Source organism: Pseudoxanthomonas daejeonensis (genome assembly GCF_010093205.1).
Classification (GTDB): Bacteria; Pseudomonadota; Gammaproteobacteria; order Xanthomonadales; family Xanthomonadaceae; genus Pseudoxanthomonas; species Pseudoxanthomonas daejeonensis.
Window position 1 is genome coordinate 36,131 of sequence record NZ_PDWN01000019.1, and the last position, 14,388, is coordinate 50,518.

Sequence of the window (14,388 nt, forward strand, 5' to 3'; positions counted from 1 at the left end):
GGCTTGCGGCAGGGGGGCGGCGCCCTGTATAACGGGCGCACCTGCCGACGGTCCAGACCGTGCGGTGGCACCGGACCTACGGGTTCGCCCTGCATGGCGCGGATCCGGTCACTCATCTCGCGGCAAGGCCGCACAGGGAGCAAAGAAGAATGAACAAAACCGATCTGGTCGACGCCGTCTCCAATGATGCCGAGCTCACCAAGGCGGAAGCCGCACGCGCGGTCGACGCGGTGATCAACAGCGTGACCAAGGCGCTGAAGAAGGGCGACGCGGTGACGCTGGTGGGCTTCGGTACGTTCCAGGTGCGCAAGCGCGCCGCCCGTACCGGTCGCAACCCGAAGACTGGCGAGACCATCAAGATCAAGGCGTCGAAGAATCCGGCGTTCAAGGCTGGCAAAGCCCTGAAGGATGCAGTAAACTGATCGTCTCGCTCGGGTGCTTAGCTCAGCGGTAGAGCGTCTCCTTTACACGGAGAGGGTCGGGGGTTCGAAACCCTCAGCACCCACCAAGTCACCCGACACCAGCATGTACTTCGGTGCTGGCGAGTTTCAAAAGCGGAGTGGTAGTTCAGTCGGTTAGAATGCTGGCCTGTCACGCCGGAGGTCGCGGGTTCGAGTCCCGTCCACTCCGCCACTATCCGAAAGGGCCCCTGGGAAACCAGGGGCCCTTTCTCTTTGTGCATCCGCTCCAGGGCCGACCAGGGCCGGGCCCATGCCCAGGCCGCCAGACTGGGTCCGTTCCACACGGCGCCAGGGCCGGTCCCGACGGGTTAAACTGCGCCGCTTACTTTTCCCGCTTAATCACCAGGCAGGCAACAATGCTGCAGAAGCTCCGCGACCGGACATCGGGCTGGGTCGCCACAATCATCATCGCGCTGCTGATGGTCCCGTTCCTGTTCGTCATCGACCAGCGCTACATGGGCGGCATGGGTGCCAACAACGTGGCCCAGGTCAAGGCGCCGCCGACGTGGTGGGAAGGCGCCCCGAAATGGTGGCCGGCGTCGACGCTGTGGGAGCACCGCGAAGTCGGCGTGGACGAATTCCGCCAGCGTTTCGAGCAGGAGCGCATGCGCGTCCGCCAGGAGCAGGGCGAGGCGTTCGACCCTCGCGCTTTCGAGACGGTGGAGAACAAGCGCAAGGTGCTGGACCAACTGGTCGACGAGAAGGCGCTGCAACTCGCCGCCGAGCGTGCCGGGGTCGTGGTCGGCGATGCCGCGGTCAGGGACTACATCGCATCGATCCCGGCTTTCCAGGTCGAAGGCAAGTTCGACGCGAACCGCTACCAGCTGGCGCTCGCATCGCAGGTGCCGGCGCAGACGCCGACGCAGTTCGAACTGCTCGTGCGCGATTCGCTGCAGCAGTCGTTGATCCCCGTGGGCCTGGGTACGTCGGCGTTCGTGACCGATGCCGAGTTCGACCGCATCCTGCGCCTGTCCGGCGAGAAGCGCGACGTCGAGCTCGCGTTGCTGCCGGAGGTGCCGGAAGACACCGCCGCGGTGGACGAAGCGCAAATCCAGGCGTGGTACGACGCGCACCCGGCTGATTTCGTCCGTCCCGAATCGGTGACGATCGAATACGTCGAGGTGGATGGAAACAGCTTGCCGCCTGCCGTTCCCGCCGACGAGGCGACGTTGCGCAAGCGCTACGAGGACGAGAAAGCGCGCTTCGTCGAGCCCGAGCAGCGCCTGGCATCGCACATCCTGATCCGGGTCGAACCGGATGCCGACGCGGCTGCGCTGAAGGCGGCCGAAGAAAAGGCGCAGCGCCTGACGGCCGAAGCCAAGGCGCCGGGCGCCGACTTCGCCGCGCTGGCCAAGGCCAGTTCGGAGGATCCGGGTTCGCGCGACAGTGGCGGCGACCTGGGCTGGGTCGAGCGCGGTGCAATGGTTGCGCCGTTCGAGGAGGCCCTGTTCTCGATGCAGTCCGGCGAAGTCCGCGGTCCGGTCAAGACCGACTTCGGCTTCCATGTGCTGCAGCTGCGCGAACTCAAGCAGGGTGCACAGGTGTCGTTCGAGGAGGCGCGCGAGGAACTGGCGCGCGAACAGGCACAGGTGGATCGCGAGCGGGCCTTCAGCGACTTGACCGGCCGGTTGACCGACCTGGTCTACCAGAACCCGTCATCGCTGGCTCCCGCGGCCGAGCAGGTGGGCCTGCAGGTGCAGAAGCTGGGTCCGTTCACCCGCGAGGACACGATCGGTATCGGCGCTTCGCCCGAGGTCAAGAAGGCGGCCTTCTCCGAAGCGTTGATCGAGGACGGCACGGCCAGCGATCCGATCCAGCTGGGCCCGGAGCACAGCGTCGTGATCCGCGTGATCGAGCACGCTCCCGAACAGCCGCGACCGCTGGCCGAGGTCAAGGACCAGGTAGTTGCGGCGATCCGCGTCGATCGACGGCAGGCTGCCGCCGGCGCCGCCGCCGATGCGCTGGCCAAGCGCGTGCAGGCAGGCGAGACCATGGCCGACGTGGCCGCCTCGGTGGGTGCGCAGGTGATGCCGCTGCCGGGCCTGCCGCGTGGCGTGCCGGCACCGTCGCCTGAGGCCAACCGCGAGATCTTCGCGGTCGCTCCGCCGGCCGAGGGCAAGGTCGCTGCGGGTCATTTCGAAATGCCCGATGGACGCTTAGCGCTGTTCGCAGTGACCGGCGTGCATCCGGGCGATGTGGCGGAACTGCAGCCCGAGCAGCGCGAGCAGCTGCGCAAGCAGTTCGCACAGATCGACGGTGCGGCGGCCGCGGAAGCCTACGTCCGCCAGATCCGCAAGAGCTTCGACATCGTGATCGAGGAAAGCCAGCTGTAAGCATCCACGCGATGCATCAGTCGCAGGCAAGGCGCGGAAGAGTTTCTTCCGCGCCTTTCTCGCTTATGGGATGGGAGGGCCGATGCGACTGTCGCTGGTGCGGCCGCATGCAAGCGATCCCGGCGCCCTGCTCGGACGATTCTGGGGAGGGCGGATGAGCGCCCCAGCGATCACTGCAGGCGCAGCACCATGCCCGGGCGCAGCACGCTGTTGGCTTTCAAGTCGTTGAGTTCCAGCAGGCGGCGCGTGGTCACGCCGTAGTGCCTGGCGATGCTCCAGGCCGAATCGCCCTTGCGGACGGTGTGCGTGGCCGAGCCGGCAGTGGCATCCGCCTCGTCAGTGCCGCTGCGCGCAGACGTGGCTGCAGCCACCGACATGTCGCCCTGGACGCCAGTAGGCACCAGGGCCAGTGGCACGCCGCGGCTGGGCCAGTGGCCGGCCAGTGCTGGATTGAACCGGCGCAGCACCTTCGCATCCTGGTCGTTCTTTGCCGTCCAGGCATCGAGCGACTTCGCGTTCTCCAAGGGCACGGCACGCAGGCGCGGGACCGGCTGGTCGAGCCCGGCGCGCCACTGTGTGCGCTCGCCCGATTCTTCGAGCAGGCAGGCCAGCGCATGCAGCTTCTCGACGTAGGCATACGTCACCGGTGACAGGCCCTTGATGCTTTCAGGCGTGGCGCTGGAGATGTTGCCGCCGCTGCGTCGCAGCGCCTGCAGTACGCGGTACTCGCCGGCGTTGTAGGCCATCGCGACAAGCCGCCAGTTGCCGTCGAAGGTATCGTCCAGCGATTTCAGGTAGCTGACTGCCGCGCGGGTCGACTCGGCCGGCGAAAGCCGTCCGTCGTAGCCGGGCTCGACCCGCAGGCCATGGCCACGTGCGGTCACCGCGATGAACTGCCACAGGCCCGCGGGACCGGCCTTGCTGCGGGCGCCGGGGGCGTAACCGCTCTCCACGAACGGGATCAGGGCGAACTCGGTCGGCAGACCGGCTGCGCGCAGCGACTCGACCACATGGGCGAACAGCAGCAGCGTGTCGGTACCCGGATCGCCGAGGCGCTGGGGCGCATGGGCGAAATGCTTGCGCCAACGGGCCTGGGAATTGCCGCATTGCGGCTCGGCCAGTCCGGTACGGAAGTCTTCGTAGATGGCCAGCCCGTTGCCGGGGGATGGGCCTGCCGCTTCCGCCGCTTGTACCCCATGGGCTGGCGGTTCGGTGGAGACGGCTGATGGAGCAGGTGACGGGGTGGGCGAGACAGGTGACGGGGTGCCCGCATCCGGCGACCGGACAGCGGGCGTAGTGCACGCGGTCAGCATGAGCGCGGCGAGCAGGCACGGCACGTGGGCGCGACGGGGTAGGGTCATGCGCGGAATCCATCCTTCCAGCTGCGCAGCGCGGCAAAGGTTTCCACCGGGGTGGCGGGCGCATGGCCGAGCCGGCGCGCGACGGTTTCGCGTACCGCCGGCACGTTGCAACGCAGGAACGGGTTGCAGGCGCGCTCGCTCTCGAGAGTGGTGGGTAACGTGGCCAAACCCGCCGCGCGGTGGCGCAGCACCTGGGCGCGACGCGTGGCCAGGTCGGGATTGCCGGGTTCGACCTCGCACGCGAACGCCGCATTGGCCTGGGTGTATTCGTGCCCGCAGCACACCTGCAGGTCGCCGGGCAGGGACGCAAGCCGCTGCAGCGAATCGTGCATCTGCGTGGGCGTACCCTCGAACATGCGGCCGCAGCCGAGGCTGAACAGCGTATCGCCGCAGAACAGATGGCCATCGGTCACGTATGCGACATGGCTGCGCGTATGCCCCGGCACGGCCATCACCTGCACGTCGCTGTCGAGTATGCGCAAGCGGGAGCCCTCGCCGACACGTTCGCACTCCACGGCTATCCGCTCGTCGTCCGGCGCGAACACCTGCAGCCCGGGCCAGCGCTCCAGCAGCGCGGGCACGCCGCCGCAATGGTCCGGGTGGTGGTGGGTCAGCAGGATCGCGGCCGGTTCCAGGCCCTCGCGCGCGGCGGCCAGCACCGGCGCCGCATCGCCCGGATCCACCAGCAACGCACGCCGTGAGTCCCGCAGGACCCAGATGTAGTTGTCCTCGAATGCGGGCAGCATGCTCAGTCGCATAGAATCCGACGATGCCCGTCGCCGCGCCTAGCCGTCAACCCGGCGCCTCGATCCGGTTCAGCGGGAAGGAGGCGCAATGGCTGCTCGCCGAAGAGCGGCGCTGGCTTGCGACCCAGCTGGCTGCGCGACCGGCCCGCCCCTGGCTGTGGCTGGTTCCGCCGTCGGAATCGGCGCCGGACTGGGTCACGCCGCCACCGCGTGGCCTGCTGCTCCGGCCGGAAGGCGGCGTCTATGCCGGTACGGTGCGCTGCGGGCTGCCCCTGCCATTGCCCAGCGAGTGCCTGGGCGACGTGGTGTTGCAGCATCCCGGCGCGTGCAATGCAGGGCCGCTGATCGAGGAGTGCGCGCGCGTGCTGGTCGATGGCGGCCGCCTGTGGCTGTTCCTGGCCAATCCGTGGAGTCCCTACCGCCTGCGTTGCTTGCGCGACCTTCCGGCTTCCGCGGCAGGTCCATGGCAGAAGCGGCTGCGCGACGAGGGCTTGCAGGTCGACATGACGCGCTTCATCGGGCCATGCTGGCGGATGCTGCAGGACGATGCCGGCGACGGACCCGGCAGCGGCGTGTCGCCATTGCGCGCCTGTCGCGTGATCGTGGCCGAGAAGCGTGGACTGGCGCCGGTGGCGCCTGCGCCCCGGGGCTGGCGCCACGGTGCCGCACCCGCGGCATGAAGTAGAACCACAGGAAAACAATGAAGAAGATCGAAATCCACACCGACGGTGCCTGCCTGGGCAACCCCGGTCCCGGCGGCTGGGCCGCACTGCTGCGCTACAACGCCCACGAACGCGAGCTGGCCGGCGGCGAACCCGATACCACCAACAACCGCATGGAGCTGATGGCGGCGATCCGCGGCCTCGAGGCGCTCAGCGAACCATGCGAAGTGATGCTGCAGACCGACTCGCAGTACGTACGCCAGGGCATCACCGAGTGGATGGCCGGCTGGGTGCGGCGCGGCTGGAAGACTGCCGGCGGCGACCCGGTCAAGAACCGGGACCTGTGGGAGCGCCTGAACGCTGCCGCCAGCCGCCACCGGATCGACTGGCGCTGGGTCAAGGGCCACAACGGCGATCCGGACAACGAGCGCGTTGACGTGCTCGCGCGTACCGCCGCCGAGCAGGTGCGCGACGCCGGCGCGGTACACTGATCGCGCATGCGACAGATCATCCTCGATACCGAAACCACCGGACTAGAGTGGAAGAAGGGCAACCGCGTGGTCGAGATCGGCTGCGTCGAGCTGCTGGAACGGCGCCCGAGCGGCCGCAACTTCCACCGCTACCTGAAGCCCGATTGCGACTTCGAACCCGGTGCGCAGGAAGTCACCGGCCTGACCCTGGAGTTCCTCGCCGACAAGCCGGTGTTCGAGGATGTCGTCGAAGAGTTCCTCGCCTACATCGATGGCGCCGAACTGATCATCCACAACGCGGCCTTCGACCTGGGCTTCCTCGACAACGAACTGTCGCGGGCGGGTAGCCAGTACGGGCGGATGGCCGATCGCACCACGGTGGTCGACACGCTGCTGCTGGCGCGCCAGCGGTATCCGGGCCAGCGCAATTCGCTGGACGCGCTGTGCAAGCGGCTGGGCGTGGACAACTCGCACCGGCAACTGCACGGCGCGCTGCTCGACGCCCAGATCCTCGCCGACGTCTACGTCGCCCTGACCTCGGGCCAGGAGGAGATCGGCTTCGGCGACGCGCAGGCGCACGACGCGCGGCCGGCCGCGGCGGCCAGTTTCATCCCCGCGACTGGCGAGCGTCCGCGCATCGGCCTGCTGCCGGGCGAACAGGAGGCGCACCTGCGCCGACTGGAGACCCTGCGCAAGAAGGCGGGGCGGGCAGTGTGGGATGCGGTCGTGGAATCGCCGGCCGTCACGGACGGCGTGCCGGCCTGAGCCGCCGCCGCGTGCCGGGCGCTACTGGCAGCGCACCAGCACCGCGGTGACGTTGTCCGACCCACCACCGTCCAGGGCGGCGGCGACCAGCGTGTCGACGCATTCCTGGGCGCTGCATTCCTGCTCGCCCAGGGTGGTAGCGATATGACGGTCGTCCACTTCCTCGGTCAGGCCATCGCTGCACAGCAGCAGCTGCATGCCCGGCCGCAGTTCGCCGGCCATGGTCGACACGTTCAGGTGGTTGGGGTCGGTCACGCCCAGCGCCTGGGTGACCACGTTGCGATGCGGATGGGAGCGGGCCTGCTCGGGCGTGAGCGTGCCCTGCGCGATCAGGTCCTGCACGTAGCTGTGGTCCTGGCTGAGCTGGGCCAGCTTGCCGTCGCGCCACAGGTAGGCGCGGCTGTCGCCGACCCAGGCCACTTCGAAGCGCTGGCCCTGGACCCGGGCGGCGACCACGGTCGTGCCCATCGGCAGGGCGTCGTTGCGCCGGCGCGAGACCCGGATGATCTCCTCGTCGGCGATGCGGATGGCCTGGGTCAGCGGGGTGCCGCTGCGGATCTCGCGGACGATGGTCTCGCGGGCCAGGGCGCTGGCGACTTCGCCGCAGGCGTGTCCGCCCATGCCATCGGCGACCAGCCACAGTCCCAGCTCGCTGTCGCCGTAATAGGTGTCTTCGTTGAGCTGGCGGCGCAGGCCGACGTGGGTCAGGTGTCCGAATTCGATCATGTCTGCCGGCGGGCCGGGGTGCTCAAGAAATGCATACGCAATGATCCGGACGGACAGGACAACGGGCAAGGCAGGTTACGCGATGGCGTGCCGGCACGTCATTCGCGAACGGTGTCGCGGGGGGTAGGGCCAGCTTGTCCCGGGCAGGCCGTATCCGTATCATGCACGGCCCCGGTCATGCCGGGGACCGCGGAGAGGTGGCAGAGCGGTTGAATGTACCTGACTCGAAATCAGGCAGGCGTTTATAGCGCCTCGAGGGTTCGAATCCCTCCCTCTCCGCCAGATTATTCAAGGGGTTGCGCTTCCGGCGTGACCCCTTTTGTTTTGGGGCCGTTACGCGGACCCCACGGATGGGGGCGGTAGACTGTGTCGATCCCATAGACGCATCGACCCATGTCCGAAATCATCGTGCCCGTCTCGTTCGGCGAACTGCTCGACAAGATCTCGATCCTGCAGATCAAGGCCGAGCGGATGACCGATCCGGCCAAGCTGGCCAATGTCCACAAGGAGCTGTCCGCGCTGGAGCGCACCTGGATGCAGCATCCGGCGGCCGGCGGCGACATCGCCCTGTTGCGGGCGCAGCTCAAGGCGGTCAACGAGCGCCTGTGGGACATCGAGGACGAGGTCCGGGTCAAGGAGAAGGCCCAGGCCTTCGACGACGAATTCGTGCGTCTGGCGCGCAGCGTCTACTTCGAGAACGACGAGCGCGCGCGGGTGAAGAAGGACATCAACCTGGCGCTGGGCTCGGCCTACGTCGAGGAGAAGTCGTACCAGGACTACCGGAGCGGCGCCGCGCCCTGATCGGCCCTTGCGGGCCGCGACCCGCGCCGGCTCAGCCGTGGTCGGCCCGGTAGCGCTCGAACGCCCCGATCGCGTCATCCACGGTGACCAGGTCCATCACCCCGTCGTGCTCGATCTTGGTGCCCCACTTCAGCGCCGACGCAGGCTTGCCCAGGTATTTGCGCGCGGCGTCGTCGTAGCGGTCCACGCAGTAGCGGCGGTCGGAGTAGGGGCCGCTGCGGGCCGGGTTGCTGGCCGCATGCAGGCCCAGCACCTTGCTGCCCATCGCATTGGCGATGTGCATCGGTCCGGAGTCGGGGGTGACCAGCAGGCGGGCGCGCTCGAGCAGGGCCGGCAGCTGCTTGAGCGTGTCCTTGCCGACCAGGTCCAGGGCCGGGCCGCGCATCGCCGCCAGGATCGCGTCGGCCGTGCTGCGCTCGAGTTCGCTGCGTCCCCCGCACAGCACCACCCGCCAGCCGCGCGACACGGCGTGGTCGGCCAGTGCGGCATGGCGCTCGGGATACCAGTTGCGGCGCGCGTGGCTGGAGCAGGGCGAGATCATCAGCACCGGCGTGCCGTCCTCGGGCCATTGCGCCCGGGCCCACTCGCGCGCCGCATCGGGCACCGGCAGGTCCCAGGTGACTTCCGTCTGCTTCAGGCCCAGGGGTTCGCAGAAGCTGCCGATCGCATCGAGCACGTGGATGCCCGGCCGGTCGGGGATGCGCTCGTTGATGAAAAGCCCGTGCAGGTCCTTGGAGCGCGAGCGGTCGTAGCCGATCCGCCGCTTCGCGCGGACATGCGCCGACAGCAGGTTGGCGCGGAACGCCACCTGCATCTGCAGCAGCACGTCGAAGCCTTCCGGCGGCAGCGCGGCGCGCAGGGCGCGCATGCCGGCCAGGCCGGTGCGCTTGTCATAGACATGGAAGACCACGCCCTCGAGCCCGTCGAGCAGGCGCTTGCCGGCAGGGTCGATGATCCAGTGCAGCGGCGGCGTCCTGTCCGGCGAGCCGGGCCAGGCGCGCTGGAGGGTGCGCACCAGCGGTACGACATGGGTCACGTCGCCGAGGGCGGACAGGCGCAGCAGGCAGAGTGATGGGCGCATTCGCTTGCAGTGTGTTGTTAGACTCGTGCGGATGGTCGCATTCGACGCCAGCGAAGCCTTGACGCCGTACCGTGCCGAGCGCGGATACGGGGCCATTCTCTTCGACCGTCATCGGCTGCGGCAAGCCGGCGCCGAGCTGTTCTCGCCGGCGGCCTGGGGCGAGCGAGCGCGGCCGGTGACCTCCGGTGGCCGCGGTGGCGCCTGGTTCGTCGATGCGCCGTTCGGCCCCAGCGTGCTGCGCCAGTACCTGCGCGGCGGGCTGGCCGCGCGCTTCAGCCGCGACGGCTACCTGTGGCGCGGCGCGGCGCACACGCGCAGCTTCGCCGAGTTCCGGCTGATGCGCGAACTGCTGATGCGCGGCCTGCCCGTGCCACGCCCGCTGGCGGCCAGCTACGTGCGCGACGGCGGCTTCCAGTACCGCGCCGCGATCCTGCTGGAACGGCTGATGGACGTGCGCTCGCTGGCCGACCGCGCGCTGGTCGCCGGCAACGGCGCGCCGTGGGAAGAAGCCGGCCGGCTGATCGCGCGCTTCCACCGCGAAGGCCTGGACCATGCCGACCTCAACGCCCACAACCTGCTGTTCGACGGCAACGGCCGCGGCTGGATGATCGATTTCGACCGCGGCCGCCTGCGCATCCCCGCCACCCACTGGCGCGAGGAGAACCTGCGGCGGCTGCTGCGTTCCCTGCTCAAGCTGCGCGGCGAGCGTGCCTCCGACGAGGTCGAGGCCGATTACGCCCGCCTGCGCCGCGCCTACGACCTGGCCTGGAAGCGGGGCTGCTGATGGCCGCCTGGGCGCTGCAGCTGCATGGGGTCGGCAACGCATCGGCGGTGGAGCTGGGTTCGGCGATGGCCAGCATCGAGCGCGACGGGCGGCCCTGGCTGACCATCGATTGCGGTGCCGAGGGCCTGACCGCGTTCGAGGCCCTGTACGGCCGCCCGCCCGACGCAGTGTTCATCACCCACGTGCACCTGGACCACGTCGCCGGTCTGGAACGGCTGTTCGTGTCCAGCTATTTCGATCCGCAGCGCCGTGGCCGCATCCGCCTGTACGTGCCCGCGCCGGTGGTGCCCTTGCTGCAGCGGCGCGTGGGCGACTACCCGAACGTGCTGGCCGAGGGCGGCGCCAATTTCTGGGACGCGTTCCAGCTGGTCCCGGTCAGCGATGCGTTCTGGCACGACGGCCTGCGCCTGGAAGTGTTCCCGGTCCGCCACCACTGGCCCGACACCGCGTTCGGCCTGCGCCTGCGCGGCAGCGTCGTGTGGAGCGGTGATACCCGGCCCATTCCCGAAATGCTGGCGCGCCACGCCGATGCCGGCGAGCTCATCGCCCACGACTGCGCGCTGCACGGCAATCCATCCCACACCGGGCTGGACGACCTGGAACGCGAGTATTCCGATGCGCTGCGCAAGCGCATGCTGCTCTACCACTACGCCGGGCACGCCGATGCGGCCACGATGGTCGCGCGCGGCTACCGCGTGGCGCGACCGGGCGAGTCGTGGCCGCTGGCCGAGCACACCGCGATGCTGGCGCTGCCATGAACCTGGCCCGGCCGCTGCAGGCATTGCCGCACGACCAGCTCGGACGGCCGCTGCGCGACCTGCGCCTGTCGGTCATCGATGCCTGCAATTTCCGCTGCGGCTACTGCATGCCCGCCGACCGCATCCCGGACGACCACGGCCTGGATTCCGCCGGGCGCCTGTCGTTCGACCAGATCGAAGCGCTGGTACGGGGCTTTGCCGCGGTGGGCGTGCACAAACTGCGCCTGACCGGCGGCGAGCCTTTGCTGCGCAAGCGGCTGCCCGAGCTGGTCGCGCGGCTGGCGCGCATTCCCGGCATCGACGACCTGGCCTTGACCACGAATGGTTCGTTGCTGGCCGCGCAGGCACGCGCGCTGCGCGAGGCCGGGCTGCACCGGATCACCGTCAGCCTCGATGCGATCGACCCGGCGGTGTTCCGCGCCATGTCGGGCGGACGCGGCGAGATCGCCGCGGTGCTGGACGGCATCGCCGCCGCCGAGGCCGCCGGTTTCACCGCGTTGAAGATCAACTGCGTGGTCCAGCGTGGCGCCAACGAGGACCAGGTGCTGCCGCTGCTCGAACACTTCCGCGGCAGCGGGCACGTGGTCCGCTTCATCGAATACATGGACGTGGGCACCTGCAACGGCTGGAGCAGCGAAGAGGTGGTGTCCTCGGCGCAGCTGCGCGACCGCATCGCCGCGCGCTGGCCGCTGCGCGCGCTGCAATCGCGCTATCGCGGCGAAGTCGCCGAGCGGTATGCCTTCGAGGACGGCGCCGGCGAACTGGGCTTCGTCAGTTCGGTCAGCGCGCCGTTCTGCGGCGACTGCCATCGCGCCCGCGTTTCGGCCGACGGCCGCATCTACACCTGCCTGTTCGCCGGCGACGGGCATGATCTCAAGCCGGCGCTGGAGCAGGGCGAAGCGGCGCTTGCGGCGCACGTGGCCGCTTTGTGGAGCCGGCGCGAGGATCGCTACAGCGAGATCCGCGGCAATCCGCTGGCGCCGCGCAAGCACATCGAGATGTACCTGATCGGAGGTTGAGTGGCCACCCGCACGTCCCCCAAGCCGGCACCGCCGCACCTGACCCACCTGGACGCCGAAGGGCGCCCGGCGATGGTCGATGTCTCGTCCAAGGCGGTCTCCGCGCGCAGTGCCATTGCCGAATGCCGCGTGCGCTTCCCGGCCGAAGTCGCCGCGCAGCTGCGAGCCAATGGCCTGCGCGGGTCCAAGGGCGGCATCGTCGAGACCGCGGTGATCGCCGGCACCCTGGCGGCCAAGCGCACCCATGAACTGATCCCGTTCTGCCATGCGCTGCCGCTGGAGGGCCTGCGTATTTCCATCGACTGGCACGGCGAGCGCGAGCTGCGGATCGAGTGCAGCGCACGCACCACTGCGCGCACCGGCGTGGAGATGGAAGCGCTGACCGGCGCGACCGTGGCGGCGCTGACCGTGTACGACATGAGCAAGGCGCTGTCGCACGCCATCGTGCTGGGTCCGGCGAAGCTGCTCGGCAAGCGCGGCGGCAAGCGCGATTTCGGGGCGCAGGCATGATGGCGAAGGTGCGACTGCTGTACTTCGCCAGCCTGCGCGAAGCGACGGGGCAGGACGTGGAAGTCGTGGACAGCGCCGCGCCCGACTTGGCCACGCTGTATGCGGAGGCCGCAGCCCGGCACGCACTGGCCTGGCCGCGCGAGCGCCTGCGCGTGGCGGTCGATGGCGCGTTCGCGCAGTGGGACGACGCGCTTCGCGATGGCAGCGAAGTCGCGTTCATCCCGCCGGTTTCGGGAGGCTGACATGACTGCTCACGCTGCTGGAACGATTGTCGCCCGCTTTGAACTGGCCGACGCACGTTTCGAAGTCGAGCCCTTGCGCGCGCAGCTGCTGCGCGACGCGGCCGGCGCCTATGCGAGTTTCGAAGGCTGGGTCCGCGACCATAACGATGGCCGCCCCGTGCTGGGCCTGCGCTACGAGGCCTATGCCGCGCTCGCCTCGGCCGAGGGGCGGCGCATCGTCGAGGAAGCCGTTGCGCGCTTCGCCATCACCGGCGTGCATTGCGTGCACCGCACCGGCGACCTGGCGATCGGCGACCTGGCGGTATGGGTAGGCGTGAGCGCCGCGCACCGTGGCGCGGCCTTCGACGCGTGCAGGTTCGTGATCGATGAAGTGAAATCGCGGGTCGCGATCTGGAAGCACGAACGCTACGCCGACGGCGACCTTCAGTGGCTGCATCCGGAGCCGGCTGCCGCGGGTAGCACTGACGAACCGCGTGGAGAAGGCGCGCGATGAATCGCATCTCAAGAAGCGGGTTGGCCGCAGGGCTGCTGGTTGTGCTGTTCGCGGCTCCCGCCGCAGGCGCGGCCGAACTGCTGGTCGGCAACAAGTCCGCCGATACGCTCTGGCGCCTGTCCCTGGAGGATGGACGCAAGCTCGGCGAATCGCCGACCGCACCCGGCCCGCACGAGATCGCAGTCAGTCCCGACGGCCGCCTGGCGGTGGTCAGCGAGTACGGCCGCCAGGCGTCCGGCAACACCCTGGGCGTGTACGACACCACCGACGGCCACCTGCTGCGGCGGATCGACCTGGGCACGCATTCGCGGCCGCACGGCATGCGCTTCGACGCCGATGGCCAGCACCTTCTGGTCACCACCGAAGGCAGCGACGCACTGGTCGTGGTCGACATCGCCGGCAAGGTCGATCGCGCGATCGACCTGGGGCCGGGCAAGGGCCACATGGTCGCGCTGTCGCGGGACGGCAAGGTCGCCTACGTCAGCAAGGTCGGCGCCGGCACCGTGGTGCGCGTGGACCTGGCCGATGGCGCCACGCTGGAGAAGCCCGCGGGTGCCGGTGCCGAAGGCATCGGCGTGGCGCCCGATGGCAGCGTCTGGGTCAGCAACCGCGAGGACGGCTCGGTGACCGTGCACGATCCGGCGACATTGGACGTCCACGATACGCTCGACAGCGACGGTTTCCCGATCCGGGTCGGCTTCACCCCCAGCGGCCGCCATGCGCTGGTGACCAACGCGCGTGCCGCGACGCTGGCGGTGTTCGATACCGTCTCGCGCAAGCCCGTCGCCGTGGTCGCTCTGGCCAAACCAGGCACCGAGTACCGCGAAACAATGCTCGGCCGCGCCGCGTTGCCGATCGGCGTGATCTCCGATCCCTCGGGCAAACGCGTCTACGTCGCGATCAGCGGCGGCAACGAGATCGCCGTGGTCGACACCGCAAGCTGGAGCGTGGTCGAACGCTGGCCGACCGGCGACGAGCCCGATGCGCTGGGGATCGTCACGGATCCGGCGGCACCGGCGCGCGGAAAGGCGAAGTAGGGCGCGCCTGCCTGCAAGCGGGCGAAGGCGTTCGCCGCGTGATCTGGCACGGGTCCGCCATCAGCGGCGATTTCACCCGCTCAATGCAGACGACTGACCCACGCTGATCGGCAGCATGAGCCACGCTCAAGGCTGGCTT

The 14,388-nt window shown here is 69.3% G+C and carries 17 protein-coding genes and 3 tRNA genes; 16 read left to right on the top strand and 4 right to left on the bottom strand.

What is annotated here, in order from left to right:
• Window positions 1–89 precede the first annotated feature (89 nt).
• The 4 genes from CSC65_RS15620 (at window position 90) to CSC65_RS15635 (ending at window position 2,794) form a co-directional block, all read left to right on the top strand.
• Entirely contained in the window at window positions 90–422 is a 333-nt protein-coding gene (locus tag CSC65_RS15620) for an HU family DNA-binding protein (RefSeq protein WP_274379422.1), read from the top strand.
• Between the two features lie 11 nt (window positions 423–433).
• Window positions 434–508 (top strand) — tRNA-Val (locus CSC65_RS15625).
• A 48-nt stretch (window positions 509–556) separates the two neighbouring features.
• Window positions 557–633: transfer RNA gene (locus tag CSC65_RS15630), tRNA-Asp, on the top strand.
• Window positions 634–817: 184 nt separating this feature from the next.
• Window positions 818–2,794, top strand: coding sequence for a peptidyl-prolyl cis-trans isomerase (locus CSC65_RS15635; protein ID WP_162411510.1), 1,977 nt, complete (start codon window positions 818–820; stop codon window positions 2,792–2,794).
• A 170-nt stretch (window positions 2,795–2,964) separates the two neighbouring features.
• On the opposite strand, the gene CSC65_RS15640 is transcribed toward CSC65_RS15635, so the two are convergent.
• Window positions 2,965–4,155 carry a lytic transglycosylase domain-containing protein gene (locus CSC65_RS15640; RefSeq protein ID WP_162411511.1) on the bottom strand — a complete coding sequence of 397 codons (1,191 nt, stop codon included), beginning with the start codon at window positions 4,153–4,155 and terminating at the stop codon, window positions 2,965–2,967.
• The gene (gene gloB / locus CSC65_RS15645) at window positions 4,152–4,913 is read right to left on the bottom strand and encodes a hydroxyacylglutathione hydrolase (RefSeq protein WP_162411512.1); all 762 of its coding nucleotides are present in this window, start codon (window positions 4,911–4,913) and stop codon (window positions 4,152–4,154) included. Before gloB ends, CSC65_RS15640 begins: the two co-directional genes overlap by 4 nt.
• 11 nt (window positions 4,914–4,924) lie before the next feature.
• Here gloB and CSC65_RS15650 point away from each other — a divergent pair, with 11 nt between their 5' ends.
• From CSC65_RS15650 to dnaQ, 3 genes are read left to right on the top strand one after another with little or no spacing between them, the layout of a single operon-like run.
• Window positions 4,925–5,581: a hypothetical protein gene (locus CSC65_RS15650; RefSeq protein WP_162411513.1), complete on the top strand. Its 657-nt coding sequence runs from the start codon at window positions 4,925–4,927 to the stop codon at window positions 5,579–5,581.
• Window positions 5,582–5,601: 20 nt separating this feature from the next.
• Window positions 5,602–6,054 carry a ribonuclease HI gene (rnhA, locus tag CSC65_RS15655; RefSeq protein ID WP_162411514.1) on the top strand — a complete coding sequence of 151 codons (453 nt, stop codon included), beginning with the start codon at window positions 5,602–5,604 and terminating at the stop codon, window positions 6,052–6,054.
• Between the two features lie 6 nt (window positions 6,055–6,060).
• The gene (gene dnaQ, locus CSC65_RS15660; protein WP_162411515.1) at window positions 6,061–6,798 is read left to right on the top strand and encodes a DNA polymerase III subunit epsilon; all 738 of its coding nucleotides are present in this window, start codon (window positions 6,061–6,063) and stop codon (window positions 6,796–6,798) included.
• Window positions 6,799–6,819: 21 nt separating this feature from the next.
• Here dnaQ and CSC65_RS15665 read toward each other — a convergent pair whose 3' ends face one another.
• Window positions 6,820–7,524: a PP2C family protein-serine/threonine phosphatase gene (locus tag CSC65_RS15665; protein ID WP_162411516.1), complete on the bottom strand. Its 705-nt coding sequence runs from the start codon at window positions 7,522–7,524 to the stop codon at window positions 6,820–6,822.
• 191 nt (window positions 7,525–7,715) lie between these two features.
• Here CSC65_RS15665 and CSC65_RS15670 point away from each other — a divergent pair.
• Both CSC65_RS15670 and CSC65_RS15675 read left to right on the top strand, forming a co-directional pair.
• Window positions 7,716–7,806: transfer RNA gene (locus CSC65_RS15670), tRNA-Ser, on the top strand.
• A 111-nt stretch (window positions 7,807–7,917) separates the two neighbouring features.
• Window positions 7,918–8,325, top strand: a complete 408-nt coding sequence (locus CSC65_RS15675; RefSeq protein WP_162411517.1) for a DUF6165 family protein — start codon at window positions 7,918–7,920, stop codon at window positions 8,323–8,325.
• Between the two features lie 31 nt (window positions 8,326–8,356).
• Here CSC65_RS15675 and CSC65_RS15680 read toward each other — a convergent pair whose 3' ends face one another.
• Window positions 8,357–9,406, bottom strand: coding sequence for a glycosyltransferase family 9 protein (locus CSC65_RS15680; protein WP_162411518.1), 1,050 nt, complete (start codon window positions 9,404–9,406; stop codon window positions 8,357–8,359).
• A 31-nt stretch (window positions 9,407–9,437) separates the two neighbouring features.
• On the opposite strand from CSC65_RS15680, the gene CSC65_RS15685 reads away from it, so the two are divergent.
• From CSC65_RS15685 to CSC65_RS15715, 7 genes are read left to right on the top strand one after another with little or no spacing between them, the layout of a single operon-like run.
• Entirely contained in the window at window positions 9,438–10,190 is a 753-nt protein-coding gene (locus tag CSC65_RS15685) for a 3-deoxy-D-manno-octulosonic acid kinase (protein ID WP_162411519.1), read from the top strand.
• A complete protein-coding gene (locus CSC65_RS15690) occupies window positions 10,190–10,948 on the top strand; it encodes an MBL fold metallo-hydrolase (RefSeq protein ID WP_162411520.1) in 759 nt (252 codons plus the stop codon). Before CSC65_RS15685 ends, CSC65_RS15690 begins: the two co-directional genes overlap by 1 nt.
• On the top strand, window positions 10,945–11,967 hold the full coding sequence (moaA, locus tag CSC65_RS15695) for a GTP 3',8-cyclase MoaA (protein ID WP_162411521.1): 1,023 nt from the start codon (window positions 10,945–10,947) through the stop codon (window positions 11,965–11,967). The genes CSC65_RS15690 and moaA overlap by 4 nt, the downstream gene beginning before the upstream one ends.
• The gene (moaC, locus tag CSC65_RS15700) at window positions 11,968–12,477 is read left to right on the top strand and encodes a cyclic pyranopterin monophosphate synthase MoaC (RefSeq protein ID WP_162411522.1); all 510 of its coding nucleotides are present in this window, start codon (window positions 11,968–11,970) and stop codon (window positions 12,475–12,477) included.
• Window positions 12,474–12,719, top strand: a complete 246-nt coding sequence (locus tag CSC65_RS15705) for a MoaD/ThiS family protein (protein WP_202922912.1) — start codon at window positions 12,474–12,476, stop codon at window positions 12,717–12,719. The genes moaC and CSC65_RS15705 overlap by 4 nt, the downstream gene beginning before the upstream one ends.
• Before the next feature lies 1 nt (window position 12,720).
• Entirely contained in the window at window positions 12,721–13,212 is a 492-nt protein-coding gene (locus tag CSC65_RS15710; RefSeq protein WP_162411524.1) for a molybdenum cofactor biosynthesis protein MoaE, read from the top strand.
• The gene (locus CSC65_RS15715) at window positions 13,209–14,249 is read left to right on the top strand and encodes a Vgb family protein (RefSeq protein WP_162411525.1); all 1,041 of its coding nucleotides are present in this window, start codon (window positions 13,209–13,211) and stop codon (window positions 14,247–14,249) included. The genes CSC65_RS15710 and CSC65_RS15715 overlap by 4 nt, the downstream gene beginning before the upstream one ends.
• Window positions 14,250–14,388: the final 139 nt, after the last annotated feature.

Excerpts from the sequence above, each read along its gene's own strand:
- CSC65_RS15640 (WP_162411511.1), bottom strand. The coding sequence starts at position 4,155 with ATGACCCTACCCCGTCGCGCCCACGTGCCGTGCCTGCTCGCCGCGCTC.
- moaA (WP_162411521.1), top strand. The coding sequence starts at position 10,945 with ATGAACCTGGCCCGGCCGCTGCAGGCATTGCCGCACGACCAGCTCGGA.
- CSC65_RS15665 (WP_162411516.1), bottom strand. The coding sequence starts at position 7,524 with ATGATCGAATTCGGACACCTGACCCACGTCGGCCTGCGCCGCCAGCTC.
- dnaQ (WP_162411515.1), top strand. The coding sequence starts at position 6,061 with ATGCGACAGATCATCCTCGATACCGAAACCACCGGACTAGAGTGGAAG.
- CSC65_RS15685 (WP_162411519.1), top strand. The coding sequence starts at position 9,438 with ATGGTCGCATTCGACGCCAGCGAAGCCTTGACGCCGTACCGTGCCGAG.
- CSC65_RS15705 (WP_202922912.1), top strand. The coding sequence starts at position 12,474 with ATGATGGCGAAGGTGCGACTGCTGTACTTCGCCAGCCTGCGCGAAGCG.
- CSC65_RS15650 (WP_162411513.1), top strand. The coding sequence starts at position 4,925 with ATGCCCGTCGCCGCGCCTAGCCGTCAACCCGGCGCCTCGATCCGGTTC.
- CSC65_RS15715 (WP_162411525.1), top strand. The coding sequence starts at position 13,209 with ATGAATCGCATCTCAAGAAGCGGGTTGGCCGCAGGGCTGCTGGTTGTG.
- gloB (WP_162411512.1), bottom strand. The coding sequence starts at position 4,913 with ATGCGACTGAGCATGCTGCCCGCATTCGAGGACAACTACATCTGGGTC.
- CSC65_RS15680 (WP_162411518.1), bottom strand. The coding sequence starts at position 9,406 with ATGCGCCCATCACTCTGCCTGCTGCGCCTGTCCGCCCTCGGCGACGTG.
- CSC65_RS15690 (WP_162411520.1), top strand. The coding sequence starts at position 10,190 with ATGGCCGCCTGGGCGCTGCAGCTGCATGGGGTCGGCAACGCATCGGCG.
- CSC65_RS15710 (WP_162411524.1), top strand. The coding sequence starts at position 12,721 with ATGACTGCTCACGCTGCTGGAACGATTGTCGCCCGCTTTGAACTGGCC.
- rnhA (WP_162411514.1), top strand. The coding sequence starts at position 5,602 with ATGAAGAAGATCGAAATCCACACCGACGGTGCCTGCCTGGGCAACCCC.
- CSC65_RS15635 (WP_162411510.1), top strand. The coding sequence starts at position 818 with ATGCTGCAGAAGCTCCGCGACCGGACATCGGGCTGGGTCGCCACAATC.
- CSC65_RS15675 (WP_162411517.1), top strand. The coding sequence starts at position 7,918 with ATGTCCGAAATCATCGTGCCCGTCTCGTTCGGCGAACTGCTCGACAAG.